The following is a 14,725-nucleotide window of genomic DNA, read 5'->3' on the forward strand; positions in this document are numbered from 1 at the left end:
CAGCTCGCCCAACGCTTCTATTGTTTCTACTGATCAGTCAAATATCGATATACTCAACGCCAGTAATGAGAAGCGACCTATCGATAGTAAGCTTATAAGCTTAGACAATATCAACTACGATATCGATGGGCAACGCCTGCTATCTCATATCAATATCGACATTGCAGTAAATGAGACTTTAAGCCTTATTGGCCCTAATGGCGCTGGTAAATCAACGCTGGTCAAGCTGATCCTAGGTCTGATAAAGCCCAGTCAAGGCCGCATTATCACTCATCAAGCACTACGATTAGGCTACGTACCGCAGCGTTTTGCCGTAGCGCCTATTTTGCCACTGCGGGTGACTGACTTGTTAGCACAAGCCAATAAGCGGCGATTGAGCGCTGATCAACGCCAATTTATCTTTGATAATTTATCTTTGAATCATTTGCTGCCACAGCAGATGCTGCATTTATCAGGTGGTGAAACTCAACGCGTGCTGCTAGCAAGAGCCTTGCTCGAGAAGCCCAATTTACTGATTTTAGATGAGCCGATGCAAGGATTGGATCCTGAGACTGAGCTTTGGCTGTATAAGTTTATCGATGAGCTACCCGAATTTTTGCGCTGTGCAATGCTTGTGGTATCTCACGATCTGCATTGGGTGATGAGAGGCTCTCGGCGAGTGATCTGTTTGAATAAGCACATTTGCTGTGAGGGTCAGCCCAGCGAGCTGGCGATTAGCACTGAGTTTCAAAAGCTATTTGGTCATCACTACGAGCAGCCTTATGTGCACAAGCCTCATGCTTGCGAGCATCATAGTCGTTAATAAAAAAATGACTACTAAGAAAAGTTACTGATAAACAATCATTACTTATCATTTTCACAACGAATTTTAATGGACACTTTATGACTGCTTGGTTGGCTATCATCGCCCCTGCTTGGATCGCAGGCAGCATTCTAGGACTGCTATCAGCTCCACTTGGCTGTCTCGTATTATGGCGGCGTATGGCTTTTTTTGCTGATGCACTAGCGCATGGTACGCTGCTTGGTGTGGCACTAGCCGTCTGGTGGCAATTGCCTATGGGTATTGGGATCGCGATAGTCAGTATCGCGGTTGTGTTAGGACTAGTGCTCATTGATGATGAGCGGCTGCCTGTAGATGCCGTACTAGCCGTAGTCGCGGTGACTTTATTATGTCTTGGGCTACTAGCTTTGACTCAATTGACCAACCAGCAAGCCAATGTATTGGGGTTTTTATTCGGTAACTTACTTGAGCTGGATTGGTCAGATTTACCCCTACTTGGCGTTAGCGTAGCGGTAGGCTTAGGGCTGCTAATATATATTTGGCCTGCGCAAGTCAAGCTGGCCACTCATGAAGCTTTAGCTCGTATTCAGGGTATTGATCCGACTCGCCAGCGGCTGTTTTTTATGGGTCTACTAGCAGGGTTTTGTGCCATTGCCCTACAAGCGGTCGGCAGCTTACTTATCAGTGGCTTATTGGTACTGCCCGCTTTGACCGCAAGGCTTTATTCCACAGCACCTAAGCAGATGGTGATCATCGCCCTAGTCATAGCACAGGTTGGAGTAACGCTAGGGGTTTGGGGTAGTATCTGGCTGGATATTCAGACAGGTTTATCGATAGTATTAGTGCTAGCGATAATATTCTTTGCAGCACTTATCCTCTCAAAGTTGCTCTCGTCTAAGCCGATATTGGCTAAATTTCTCGCGCGTCGTCGTCAACACTAAAAAATAGCTCGAAGGGATAAGGCTCAAGTTATTATCATAATTAATTCAACTTTATTTTACTGAAGTCATTAAAGTTTCACACAAACTATGTTATAACCTTTTGCTACATTTACTTTTTAGAATGTTATTAATTAGGCTATATTGACCACTCGATAAGGATTGCCCCTTATGCTAAGTCGTCCTGTTTATATCCATGCTCAGAGCGAAGTATTCAATATTTTGCAACTGACTGATTTACATTTAACCACTGACAACGCCATGCACAGCTGTCAGCAGAGGTTTGATAAGGTGCTTAATCAAGCGCTTGAGGAAGCAGCTGAACAGAATGTGGTATGTGATTTGATTTTAGTAACAGGTGATCTAGTCAGTCAGGTTGAGCCTGCTATTTATGATTATATTTTTGCGGTATTGACTGCGACGAATATTCCTTTTGCTTGTATTGCGGGCAATCACGACGTTACCGAGGAGGTAGGTTATGATTTACCATTTGATCAGCGCCAGCTTATCGCACACCCTGCTGATCCACGTCTGCTGAGTCGCTATATTATAGATTCTGATTACTGGCAAATATTACTGATAAACTCTGCTATTGCTGGCCGAGTTGCAGGCGAGATTGAAGAGGATGATATCGACTGGCTATGTACGCAGCTTGACCGCTGTGATAAGCCTGCATTGCTCGCAATCCACCATCATCTTATCCCTATGTGCTCTGAATGGATAGATGCGCATATGGTACAAAATGCTGAAATGTTTTGGCAACGTACTAAAGACTGTGATAATTTACGCGTTATCATCAATGGGCATACGCATCAAGAACAAGTCCAGCATCGTAATGGTGTTACTGTTTATACGACACCTTCAACTTGCTATCAGTATCAGCCCCTTAATGATGAATTTGCTTATGATAAGACATCGCGTCCTGGATTTCGCTGGTTGCAATTAGCCAACAATGGACAGGTTGCAAGCTGGGTTAAAAGGTCGGATACTTGAGCGCCATTATTATTCTTATAAAAACATTGTAGTCGTATAAAGCTATTGCTATAAGTAAATATCGGCTATGATAAGGTAGAGATAAGAGATTTTGGTGAAATGGATATTTGTCCAAAAGTATGAAGATAATGTTGTTTTTATAATTAAAAATGAAGCAAACTTAAATTGCGTTAAATGTACGACCTAAGCAAAGTCCGTTAAGAATTATTTTTATACTAGAGTAAAGTCACGCTGACTCTTTGTTTTGCGCTATTGTTTTGTTGGATTAATTTGAAAAAATAGGATACCTACTATGAGCACCATAACCACAGATCCGAATGATGTAAAGTTCACCCCTTATGAGCCAGCTAAAGACGAAGAATATATGTCTGATGCCCAGCTTGAGCACTTTAAAGCTATTTTGTTAGATTGGAAGCACCAGCTGGTAGGTGAGGCTGATCGTACTAAGACCTACATTCAAGATGAATCAAGCTCTATGCCAGATATCAATGATCGGGCCACTCAAGAAGAAGAGTTTGCTTTAGCGCTGCGCACTCGTGATCGTGAGCGTAAGCTGATTCGCAAAATCGACAAGTCAATGTCAGAGATTGAGAACGATGATTATGGTTTTTGTGAGACTTGTGGCGTTGAGATCGGCTTGCGTCGCTTAGAAGCTCGCCCCACTGCAACTCAGTGTATTGATTGCAAGACATTATCCGAGATGAAAGAGCGTCAAAACCAAGGTCAGTAGTCGCTTAATTTTTGTACTTTTAAAGAGTAAAAAGTGAGCATTTCTTAATAGGAGTTCTCACTTTATTTTGTGTGCTCTATTTTACAGGTACGGTTAAGAGCTACTATACTCATTTGCAACCCATCATTCAAAAGTACCCATTAATACTACTGAAAATAAATATCTTTTTAAAACAAGCTTGCTTATCCTAAAGCCATCTTCTCATTTTGGTAGCTGATTACTTTGAACTCCAGTAAAAACCTCAACTCTCCTTCTACATTTCTGTCGCCAAAGTCAAAAAGTCACCCTCAAGTGCGTATACCCGTAGGTCGTTTTGCGCCTTCGCCTACTGGTGAGCTACATTTGGGCTCTTTGACTACTGCGCTGGCAAGCTATTGCCATATCAAGTCATTAGGCGGTGATTGGCTACTACGTATGGAAGATACCGACATCACGCGTTGTGATCGGCAGTTCAGTGAGCAGATATTATTAGACTTAGAAGCACTTGGAATGCTCTGGGATGGCGATATCATTTATCAGTCTGAGCGTACTGACATCTATAATGACTATTTGCAGTCAGCGCTACAGCCGCTAAGCTATGGCTGTCAGTGTTCGCGTAAGCGCTTAGCACAGTTTTGGGCGGTACAGGAGCATCAGCAACAGCTCAACCCTATTGATAAAAAGTCTGATCGGCAGCGCTATCCTCGCTGTTGTATCGATGCTGAGCTAAACAAGCAACATCACAAACTGCGCTTGCAATTGCCCGATTACACCACAGGGTTTATAGATGGTATTCAAGGGCTGCAATGGGCGAATCCTCAGCAAACTTTAGGTGATATGGTCGTGCGTCGGCAAGACAGTACCATTAACTACATCCTAGCAGCTAGTATCGATGATGGCTTGCAAAATGTCAGCCATATCATGCGTGGCCTCGATATCCTACCAATGACCACCGCGCAAATCGCTATCATGCAAATGGTCAAATTGCCTGCTATCGAGCGCTGGTATCATCTTCCTTTGATCCTCAATAGCGAAGGTCAAAAGCTATCGAAACAGAATCTAGCGCAACCTATCAATACTAGCCAGCCCAGCAGGCTACTAGCTACTGCACTACACTTATTGAAACAGCCAGCAGTCGATATCGATACCCCAGAGCGAATGCTCATGCAAGCTGTGAGTCAATGGACAAATAAACCGCTACAAGGGTTAGAGCAGCTAAATGAGAGTGGTAGATAGTTTAGATTATTAGGGCGTGTTCCGTGGGTTAGCACCCACGCTACGTCATGTTTGCTTGTAAGCTCAAGAGTGTTTTATTAATAATAACGACATTGACTCTTTTCAATCTCAGGGCTTTCTTTATATATTTTTAATAATAAGGCGACCATGATTAAGCTAATTAGCATTGATGAGCCGCCATAGCTAAAGAATGGCATGGTCAAACCTTTCGTCGGCATCGCACCCATATTCATCGCTGCATTAATAATAGTTTGGGCAATAAAAATAACTCCAATGCCAAAAGCAGTATAGCTCATACGCATCTGTCGACGTTTTAGTGCATTGTAGCTAATACGCATTGCACTGCCGATAATAAGAGCCTCTAGTAGCAAAATCATCGTTACGCCGACAAAGCCCAATTCCTCACCCGTAATCGCTAACAAAAAATCGGTATGTGCTTCTGGCAAATGTGAGAGTTTTTGCACGCTTTCGCCATAGCCGACCCCTGTGAACTGACCACGACCAAAAGCGATCAGACTACGCGCCAGCTGATAATCCGTATCTTGGATATCATCAAACGGGTCTAAAAATGATAAGGCGCGGGTCAATCGATACTCCACCAGCGTTACCGCTAATACCCCAAGACCGCCTACTACTGCACCTAATGCCAAGAATTGCTTATAAGGCGCGCCTGCAATATAAAATATCGCAAATACGGTACCTACAATTACTACCAGCGAGCCAAAATCGGGCTGCAACAACAATAACAACGTCATCATGCCAATAACTAATGAGATGCGCAAAAACCCATCCCAACCATTACGCACTTCAAATGAGCGCCGCACTACGAAGTCGGAGACAAAAACGATAATCACTAACTTGGCAAGCTCTGCTACCTGAAAGTTAATAAATACCAAATTGAGCCAACGCTTTGAGCCATTGATTGGCGTACCAAACAACGTTGCGATCAATAGCAACGCTGTGATGCCTAATAGAATAAACTGCGTGCCTGTTTGATATAGCGTCTTTAGCGGTACCAGATAATAAGCTAGCGCTGCCGCAAACAGTCCAACACCCATATAGAGCAGCTGACGATTAAAAAAATGCAGCTCGGTCATACCGCGACTCAGCGCAAAGGGTATAGAAGCCGAAGCGACCATCAGCAGACTGAGCACCATCATACAGCCGACACTAGAGAGGAGTATTGAGCGCACTGAAGGTAAGGACAGAACACCGTCTGAGCGCGTATTCAGCTTAGACGAGGTAGATTTATTAAAAAAGGAGAGCGCCATAATATTCAAACACACTAACAAGCAAAGTACACGGCGTCTAATACCTGATATTCAATATCCAGTATAAGTAACAAGACGCCACCATTAAATCATTAAGTTATTAATCATCAAGCTATTAAGAACATAGCATTAAACTGTTGAAGACGTAATATTGAACTACTGAACAATAAGTTATTGACAGTAGCAGCAATAGCTATACAAAACAATAGGATAAGACAAGCGTATATTAACACTTATCTCGCTTTCATTGAGAATCGATAGCAGTAGTATCAGCGGCAAGCTCATTGACTAGCTGAGTAAAATATTCACCGCGAGCAGCGTAGCCACTGAACTGATCAAAGCTGGCACAAGCAGGCGATAGTAGCACCGCTTGCACTTGCGATAGACTACTATCGGTTAGCTGCCCAATGATGACAAAAGCATTATCTAAGGTTTGGCATTGATGCAGGCGAACGTCATCACTGAGGGCAGCGGCACGCAGATCTTGCTCTATTAGCGCGCTATCTTCGCCAATACATAAGACTTGGCTGACATATTTATTAATAAAAGGGCTCAGCTCACCGAATTGTTGTGCCTTGCCTTGTCCGCCTAAAATCAATAACAGCTTGCCATCTTTTGGCGCATATACGGCACCGAGTCCTTCGATAGCTGCAATCGTTGAGCCGATATTAGTGCCTTTTGAATCATTGAAATAGTCGATATCTGCTACTGTAGCGATATATTGACAGCGATGTTCAAGACCTGCGAACTGTTGTAGGGTATATAGCATGCTCTCTAATGGGATGCCTGCCAGCTCACCAAGTGCTAGCGCAGCTTGAGCATTAAGCAGATTATGACGACCCTTTATCACCAGCTTATCTGCCGATAGTAATCTCTCTGTACCACGCGCTAAATAAATCTGCCCATCAGGCTCAGTAACTAAGCCATATTGACCGTTATCAGGCGCATGAATACCCGTACTAATACGTGGTAAGTTATCGGCAACTAAAGGCCGTGTCAAAGCATCTTCGCGGTTGATCACGACGGACTTTGCACCCTGAAAGATACGGTGTTTGGCCTGATGATAGCCAAGCATGTCGCCGTGACGATCCAAGTGATCGGGCGACATATTGAGCACAGTAGCGACCTGAGCGCCAAGGTTAGTCACTGTCTCTAATTGAAAGCTCGATAGCTCTAGCACTGCCAGCTGCATATTCGGATTGGCTAGCAAATTCAATGCAGGTATACCGATATTACCGCCTACCCCAACATCGATACCTGCATCCTCTGCCATTTGCCCCACTAAGCTGGTCACGGTGCTCTTAGCGTTAGAGCCTGTGATTGCGACAATAGGCACGGTGCAAGCGGCGCAAAACAATTGAATATCGCTGACGATAGGAATACCTGCTTGGCGAGCGGCTGCAACGGCTGCGGTAGTTAGAGCAATACCAGGGCTAATAACAATACGAGCAGCTTGCAATAATAACTCAGCATCAATTGCCCCAAATTGTCGAATCTCAACAGCTGCAGGTAATTGCTCTGCTAGTAATGGTTCGCTTTGGCTGTCAGTCACAGCAACTTGATAGCCATGATCCGCTAAATATCGCGCTGCTGAGAGTCCTGACTGTCCTAGGCCTACCACTACCTGTAGTCCACCGCCTTTATGAATAAGAGTATCTGTTGTGGCACGGCTAGTCATATTTTATCCTTTTAAGGGGCTGGTATTGAAGGGCTAATAATAGCTTACGCTTCGGTTGCATGGCATGATAACGCTATCGTTCATCTTTCGATACTGCTTTTTTGCCACTTTGTGCTATTATGCGCATACTTTTATATTAAATTGTAATGCACGCCTTAAGCGTGTCATACCTATCCTATTTTATTCTTGGTCTGAGTGTCATGCGCTTAGAGACCTTGCTTGTATATCTAACCGAATTTTATAGTCTTCATAGCCTGCAATACGCTTCAATAATTTTAAAATGATAGCGTCTAGATGATAGTTTTTGAGCTATCAAGCTAAGCAGCACCTTATTTAATGGATCAGCTTTTTTAATAATTAAACCTTAATTATTAATACGGTATCAACTCTATTAGATAATGATGACTTTTTTTGCCTCCAACCCTATGCAGTTTACTTATGACCTCATTTATTGATAGCTTACATGACGAATGGTTCTCTAATATCCGCGGTGACATTTTATCGGGTACTGTAGTCGCACTAGCGCTGATTCCAGAAGCCATTGCCTTCTCTATTATCGCAGGTGTCGATCCAAAAGTCGGTCTTTATGCCTCGTTTTGTATTGCTGTCGTCATCAGCTTTGTAGGGGGACGCCCTGGGATGATCTCAGCAGCTACTGGTGCTATGGCTCTAGTCATGGTCGATCTAGTCGCTGATTATGGCTTGCAATACTTGCTGGCCGCCACGCTTTTGTGCGGTGGTATTCAGATTGTAATGGGTATTTTAAAGCTTGGCAATCTTATGCGCTTTGTGTCGCGCTCGGTGGTAATAGGCTTCGTCAATGCGCTCGCGATTTTGATCTTTGCCGCGCAGCTGCCTGAGCTCAATCCAATGACTGAGCGAGTTGGCTTGACGGTCTACATTATGACGGCAGCGGGGCTGGCGATTATTTATCTGTTTCCGCTGATTCCTAAGATCGGTCGTATACTACCCTCGCCCTTGATCTGTATCGTCGGTCTGACCGCGGTGGCTATGTATCTGAATCTAGATATCCGCAACGTTGGTAGTATGGGTGACCTACCTGATTCGCTACCTGTGTTTTTGTTGCCTGATATCCCGCTTAATTTAGATACTTTATTAATTATCGCGCCTTATTCTATTACCCTTGCGATCATCGGTTTACTTGAGTCCATGATGACCGCGACTATCGTCGATGAGCTCACCGATACCTCAAGTGATAAGAACCGCGAGTGCCGTGGTCAAGGCATATCGAATGTGGTTGCTGGATTCTTCGGTGGTATGGCAGGTTGTGCGATGATTGGTCAGTCAATGATCAACATAAAATCAGGAGGTCGAGGGCGCTTATCAGCATTGATAGCAGGGGTAGTACTCCTCATTATGGTGGTATTTTTAGGTCAATGGGTCAGCCAGATTCCAATGGCAGCGCTGGTAGCCGTGATGATTATGGTCTCTATCGGTACCTTTAACTGGCAGTCTATCCGCGAGTTCAAAACTCATCCTTTATCCTTTAATATTGTCATGCTAGCCACGGTATTGACCACCGTACTTACTCATAACTTAGCTTATGGAGTCGGCGTTGGGGTGCTGCTATCCGCGCTCGCCTTTGCTAATAAGATCGGTCAGTTCTTAACGATATTTAGCGAGTATGATGATGCTAATAATAGTCGCTACTATTACGTACAAGGGCAAGTGTTCTTTGCTTCGTCCACCCAGTTTTTGAACAGCTTTGACACCAAAGAGGCGCTCGATAGTATCCAAATCGACGTTAGCCAAGCACATTTTTGGGATGTTAGCGCGGTAGATACTTTGGATAAGCTTGTGATGCGCTTGCAACGTGAGGGAACTGATGTCAAAGTAGTAGGCCTTAATAACGCCAGTCGGACTTTGATTGATCGCTTCTCTATCCACGATCGCCGTGATATCGGGTTACTGGATTAATATCTGTTGAATTACATACCTCTTGAGTTTGGCGCTAGTTTTATTATCGATGTGGTTGTCTTATGAGTAATTTAAAACCCAATAGTGTGATTGCCTGCTTGGACTGTCCCGATCATGTGCAAGCGGTTCTAGACGCTAGTATGTGGGCGGCGATGCGCCTGCGAGTGCCTATAGGCCTACTCCATTCGATACCTAGTGTGCAGCAAAAAGCCGCTGTTAACTATTCAGGCTGCCTAAACATCGATGATGAAAGCTACCTGCTCGATCAGTTCACCAGCAAAGAGCAGCTGAGTAATGGCGAGCTAAAAGCTCAAGGCCGACTCCTGCTCCATCAAGCAGCGGCATATTGTGCCCAAAACCAGCCCAAACGCCAAACTTATACTTTGCATCGCCACGAGCATCTAAGTGAAAGCCTAGATTATGTCGATAATGAAGCTCAGCTAGTGGTTATCGGTCACGAGGTCACTTGCAAATCTACGTTAAGCCAGCTGATCCGTCTTAGTCACTGCCCTGTTTTGGTGACCCCTGCACCATTTTTGCCCCCTACTACTGCTTTATTCGCCTTTGATAATCGTGCGACTACTCATAAAATGCTTGATTGGCTATGCAAAATCCCGCTAACTCGTAACCTGACCATTCATATCGTGATGGTCGGTCGTGATAGTTCTGAAAATTGTGATGCACTAAGAGAGGCTTACGCGCGACTTAAGCAAGCAGGTATCAACTGTAAAAAGAAATTGATACAAAGCCGCGATGCTTGTGCAGCAATTAGCTATTACCAACAGGAGCATGAAATAGGTCTACTTATGACAGGTGCTTTTGGGCAGTCACGACTGCGCGAGATGCTACAAGGCAGCGATACTAAAAAGCTGCTAGGCACTACTAAAACCCCTTATCTGTTGTTCCCCAAAGCTTAGCTTTCTTAACAGCTTACACTCTGTATAGCCCAGCGCTTATAGGCTCAAAGCTCCAATGTTTCACTATATAAGCGTATTGAAACCTACGTAAATCAACAGCTGTTTTCTCTAATTATCACTCCTCATTTTCATAGCGTTCAGCTAAAAGCGTTTACTAAGCTGTTCAGATATTTTATGGCTAATTTTTGCCGTTATCCATATTTTACTGCCATGAACAACGCAGCAAAACATCCTAAGATAGCCTGCCCTAAACCGAGCAAAGTTGGTTATAATAAACCGACAGCTGACTAATCATCAGCGCTATGTTAACTTTTTTTACAGCAATCGTATTTATAAAATGCCGTAAAAAGCATTCTATGCTGTTATCAATGGCTTCATCTAAGACGCTTAAGTCCATCCGTAATCAACCCCTTTTGAGAGCGTTTGGCATAATTCTTGAATGTCTTAAGTGAGAGAAATTGAGCACAGTAGCCGTACGATGCATCAAAACGCATGCATAAGCCTGCGATATTACTTAGATAAGGATAATCTTATGAAGCTAATCACTGCTATTTTAAAACCTTTTAAACTCGACGATGTGCGTGAAGCACTATCTGAGATTGGTGTTAAAGGCGTCACTGTCACCGAAGTCAAAGGTTTTGGTCGCCAAAAAGGACATACCGAGCTTTATCGCGGCGCAGAATACGTGGTGGACTTTTTACCTAAAGTAAAAGTTGAAGTCGCGGTGATCGATGAGATGGTCGAGCCCGCTATCGAAGCCATTACTCGTATCGCTAGCACTGGCAAAATCGGTGACGGCAAAATCTTCGTAACTGCGCTCGAACAAGTCATTCGCATTCGTACTGGAGAATCAGGTCCTGATGCCATCTAAATAATTTACGAGCCCAAGTCTATATCGCTGTTATTGCTCACTATTGAGTCTCTACAGCGATTTATAGACCACTGCTCATAAAACACACTTAGCTATCTAAAAAAAGTATCTGCATTGTCAATTCAAGGGGGAATTAAGATGCAAAGTCAAATTTTCGAACTACAGTACGCGCTCGATACGTTTTATTTTTTAATCTGTGGGGCGCTGGTCATGTGGATGGCCGCAGGCTTCACTATGTTAGAGGCAGGTTTAGTACGATCAAAAAACACCGTTGAGATATTGACAAAGAACATTTCACTGTTTGCTGTTGCTTGTACTATGTATATGGTGTGCGGTTATGCCATTATGTATGGTGGCAACATGTTTTTAAGCGGTATTGCAGGCAATGAGAGCTTAGTAGAGAACGCTTTAGCAGCCTCTGTAGAAAACGGCTTCAACGGTGATTCGGTATACTCTGATCCTTCTGACTTTTTCTTCCAAGTTGTGTTTGTGGCAACCTGTATGTCGATCGTTTCAGGTGCGGTCGCTGAGCGCATGAAGCTATGGGCGTTTCTATTATTCGCGGTAGTGATGACAGGCTTTATCTATCCAATGGAAGGTAGCTGGACTTGGGGTGGCAACGATGTATTTGGCTTATTTAACTTAACTGAGCTTGGTTTTTCAGACTTTGCAGGCTCTGGCATTGTCCATATGGCGGGTGCTGCTGCTGCACTAGCAGGCGTACTACTATTAGGAGCTCGCAAAGGCAAATATGGTGCTAATGGCGAAATACGTGCCATTCCTGGCGCAAACTTGCCATTAGCAGCGCTAGGTACGCTAATCTTATGGATGGGCTGGTTCGGCTTTAACGGTGGCTCAGTACTGAAACTGGGCGATATCGATAGTGCGAACACCGTCGCTATGGTGTTCCTAAATACTAATGCCGCAGCTGCTGGCGGGGCAATCGGCTCACTAATAATCGCCCGCCTTATCTTTGGCAAAGCTGATTTAACAATGCTCTTAAATGGTGCACTAGCAGGACTGGTTGCTATTACTGCTGAACCTTCAACGCCAACGGCCCTGCAAGCGACTTTATTTGGCGTGGCCGCAGGAGTGATCGTAGTTCTTTCTATCTTAGCAATAGATAAAATGAAAATCGATGATCCAGTTGGTGCTATCTCAGTACATGGCGTCGTTGGTCTATTTGGCTTGTTGATCGTGCCGATTACAAATCCAGCATCTACCTTTATCGGTCAGATTGCTGGTGCTGCTACCATTTTTGTTTGGGTATTTGTCACCAGTTTAATTGTGTGGAGCGTGCTCAAAGCTGTCATTGGTATTCGCATCTCTGAAGAAGATGAATATGAAGGCGCTGATATCGCTGAATGCGGTATGGAAGCTTATCCTGAATTTACAAAATAAATATTCTATAGCTATAATAGAACAAACTAAAAATCCCGCTAAACCAATAGGCTTAGCGGGATTTTTATATAAAGTAATTACGATAGTAAATATTAAGTTTTAAAATAAAATCTAAAACAAAACACTATCTTATTTCTTTTTCCACTCTTGGCTACGGAAGATCGGGCCTATGTAACCTTTGAGCTTAAGAGTATTACCTTCTAAATTAGCGGTCATACGATAATCTTTGCCTTTAGCAGGATCAGTGATCGTACCACCACTATATTTACCGCCACCATCTGCTTTTAGGTTTCTGATAACCGTAGTACCGACATATTGCTTAGCTTTTGCAGTAGAGCCAGCAATCAGCTTACCTGTCAAGACGCCATTAGATTCTGTGATTTTTACCACGCCTTTTGGCTGGCCGTCATCATAAGTCTGCCAAGTAGTGTTATGCAGTGGATCCGCAGCAAATGCCATAGTAGCCATGCTGATACCTGCTACTGCCATCATAGATTTTGTAAATAATTTCATAAATCGACTCCTTTCGTACGATGATTATTCAAAATGTGAACTCGAAATAGCATTTATAATATCCTTTACTATCTCCTAGCTACTGTCTCTATCACTATAACCGATAGAGAATTAACCAAAGAAAAAGTAATATAAACGCTAACTTGAGCCATTATAAGCATATTTTGCACTTTGCCTAGTAATTTTTTATATAAATTCCTTTCTGTAATTAACAATTATATCAAAGGCTTATAGAAACGGGTTGTCAACGGTTCCGTCTGTTCGGTCATCTTTTATCTTTGACACCTCATCATTTATTGTGTACTGACTTGTTTTTTCAAAGTGCTTTAGTATCTTGCTTGTTAACTCATTTAATTGCTTTGCTTGCTCAAAACCTATCTCATTAAGGTATAAATCAATATCCCCATAGATAATAATCTTATCGGTTTGATTCTCGATAGTCAGCTCACCAATCTGCATACTTTGATGATCGTTAGCAAAAGGGTCAATCATGCGTGTATCCTTTTTATCCAAATTTAGCCAGAGTCTATTCGATGATAACGAATTAAGCTTGTAGTTGCATCACTAACCACTGGATAATGGCAACGACAAATATCATCCAAGCAGGCTCTTCATCAGTGTTAGAAATACCCAAGTCATCACCTGCCTGCATAGGCAGTGCTAGCGCCTGCGATCTAACCTGATAGTCCAATATAGGCATCACATCAATCCCCGTTTGCTCAGCTAGCTCATCAAGGCTAATAATTTCTATCCGCTCCGATTCATCATTGGGCGCGTAATAGACGCCTGCTCGATTAATTGCAGGGATATAAACCGCTTTAAAAAAGTGACTGGGTACGATGACACGACCTTCGAGTTGCTTAGGCCTTTTATCCTTGAACGCTACGCCTGTTACGCTATAGACCTCACCATACTGCTGAGTCAAGTAACGCGTAGCTGACTCGATATTGCGCCAAATATAACGATTATTACGTGGTGACTGTGGAGCGATATTGGCCATACTAAAGCTATCGTACTGCTGGCTACGATTGGCCATGTTGCCATTGGGCGCTAGATGTCCACGATCAAACCCTGAGCCTGAATAGTCTGAAAGCTTCGCGCGCATCGACTGCGGTAGCCTGCTCTCCTCATGAAAGCTATCATCACGATCAATTAGCTTAGCCTGATTGAGACGAGTGCGATCTAAATATTCTGCTGACCATAAAGGTGTGCGCGTAACGCCCGAATACATCACCGCAAAACCATCAAAGCATAGCGCCTGAGTATTGTTGCTTAACTTGGCATTGGTGAATTCAGGATAGATGCCGCCATAGAACGACTCGCTACAATCACTAAAATTATTGGCGTGAGCGGTTGGCATGCTAAATATAGCAATGATTACTGTTAAACCAATAGATTTAGGACCAACTGTCATCATAGAACTCATTACCATAGTTTGTGTTTGTTGATATAAATACATTATCCTAGCAGGCGCATACT

14 protein-coding genes are annotated in these 14,725 nt (G+C 43.5%); 9 read left to right on the forward strand and 5 right to left on the reverse strand.

The features are described from left to right. Window positions 1–49: 49 nt before the first annotated feature. The 5 genes from Q9G97_RS12500 (at window position 50) to gluQRS (ending at window position 4,657) form a co-directional block, all read left to right on the forward strand. Window positions 50–802, forward strand: coding sequence for a metal ABC transporter ATP-binding protein (locus Q9G97_RS12500; RefSeq protein WP_371747949.1), 753 nt, complete (start codon window positions 50–52; stop codon window positions 800–802). An 80-nt stretch (window positions 803–882) separates the two neighbouring features. After that, on the forward strand, window positions 883–1,722 hold the full coding sequence (locus Q9G97_RS12505; RefSeq protein ID WP_201570464.1) for a metal ABC transporter permease: 840 nt from the start codon (window positions 883–885) through the stop codon (window positions 1,720–1,722). Between the two features lie 168 nt (window positions 1,723–1,890). After that, entirely contained in the window at window positions 1,891–2,712 is an 822-nt protein-coding gene (locus Q9G97_RS12510; protein WP_305899073.1) for a metallophosphoesterase, read from the forward strand. Between the two features lie 292 nt (window positions 2,713–3,004). Next, window positions 3,005–3,442, forward strand: a complete 438-nt coding sequence (gene dksA, locus Q9G97_RS12515) for an RNA polymerase-binding protein DksA (protein WP_305899074.1) — start codon at window positions 3,005–3,007, stop codon at window positions 3,440–3,442. A 291-nt stretch (window positions 3,443–3,733) separates the two neighbouring features. After that, window positions 3,734–4,657 (forward strand): tRNA glutamyl-Q(34) synthetase GluQRS, encoded by a 924-nt coding sequence (gene gluQRS, locus Q9G97_RS12520; protein WP_305899075.1) that lies wholly within the window; start codon window positions 3,734–3,736, stop codon window positions 4,655–4,657. Window positions 4,658–4,734: 77 nt separating this feature from the next. Here the strand turns inward: gluQRS and ftsW are convergent, their stop codons facing one another. Together ftsW and murD are read right to left on the reverse strand one after the other, a co-directional pair. Beyond that, window positions 4,735–5,928: a putative lipid II flippase FtsW gene (gene ftsW / locus Q9G97_RS12525; protein WP_201570467.1), complete on the reverse strand. Its 1,194-nt coding sequence runs from the start codon at window positions 5,926–5,928 to the stop codon at window positions 4,735–4,737. 244 nt (window positions 5,929–6,172) lie between these two features. Next, window positions 6,173–7,606, reverse strand: coding sequence for a UDP-N-acetylmuramoyl-L-alanine--D-glutamate ligase (gene murD, locus Q9G97_RS12530; RefSeq protein WP_305899076.1), 1,434 nt, complete (start codon window positions 7,604–7,606; stop codon window positions 6,173–6,175). A 438-nt stretch (window positions 7,607–8,044) separates the two neighbouring features. Between murD and Q9G97_RS12535 the strand changes: the two genes are divergently transcribed. The 4 genes from Q9G97_RS12535 to Q9G97_RS12550 all read left to right on the forward strand — a co-directional run bounded on the left by Q9G97_RS12535 (window position 8,045) and on the right by Q9G97_RS12550 (window position 12,733). Then, a complete protein-coding gene (locus Q9G97_RS12535; RefSeq protein ID WP_305899077.1) occupies window positions 8,045–9,544 on the forward strand; it encodes a SulP family inorganic anion transporter in 1,500 nt (499 codons plus the stop codon). Between the two features lie 62 nt (window positions 9,545–9,606). Then, complete coding sequence (locus Q9G97_RS12540; RefSeq protein WP_305899078.1) at window positions 9,607–10,461, forward strand: universal stress protein; 855 nt, start codon at window positions 9,607–9,609, stop codon at window positions 10,459–10,461. Window positions 10,462–10,993: 532 nt separating this feature from the next. Beyond that, window positions 10,994–11,332 carry a P-II family nitrogen regulator gene (locus tag Q9G97_RS12545; protein ID WP_201570471.1) on the forward strand — a complete coding sequence of 113 codons (339 nt, stop codon included), beginning with the start codon at window positions 10,994–10,996 and terminating at the stop codon, window positions 11,330–11,332. A gap of 138 nt (window positions 11,333–11,470) precedes the next feature. Then, window positions 11,471–12,733 carry an ammonium transporter gene (locus Q9G97_RS12550; RefSeq protein ID WP_201570473.1) on the forward strand — a complete coding sequence of 421 codons (1,263 nt, stop codon included), beginning with the start codon at window positions 11,471–11,473 and terminating at the stop codon, window positions 12,731–12,733. Window positions 12,734–12,862: 129 nt separating this feature from the next. On the opposite strand, the gene Q9G97_RS12555 is transcribed toward Q9G97_RS12550, so the two are convergent. The 3 genes from Q9G97_RS12555 to Q9G97_RS12565 form a co-directional block, all read right to left on the reverse strand. Next, window positions 12,863–13,246, reverse strand: a complete 384-nt coding sequence (locus Q9G97_RS12555) for a DUF2147 domain-containing protein (protein ID WP_201570474.1) — start codon at window positions 13,244–13,246, stop codon at window positions 12,863–12,865. Between the two features lie 228 nt (window positions 13,247–13,474). Beyond that, window positions 13,475–13,738 carry a hypothetical protein gene (locus tag Q9G97_RS12560; protein ID WP_305899079.1) on the reverse strand — a complete coding sequence of 88 codons (264 nt, stop codon included), beginning with the start codon at window positions 13,736–13,738 and terminating at the stop codon, window positions 13,475–13,477. Window positions 13,739–13,790: 52 nt separating this feature from the next. Further along, entirely contained in the window at window positions 13,791–14,663 is an 873-nt protein-coding gene (locus tag Q9G97_RS12565) for a DNA/RNA non-specific endonuclease (protein WP_305899080.1), read from the reverse strand. Between the last annotated feature and the right edge of the window lie 62 nt (window positions 14,664–14,725).

The sequence above is a fragment of the Psychrobacter sp. M13 genome (genome assembly GCF_030718935.1).
GTDB lineage: Bacteria > Pseudomonadota > Gammaproteobacteria > Pseudomonadales > Moraxellaceae > Psychrobacter > Psychrobacter immobilis_G.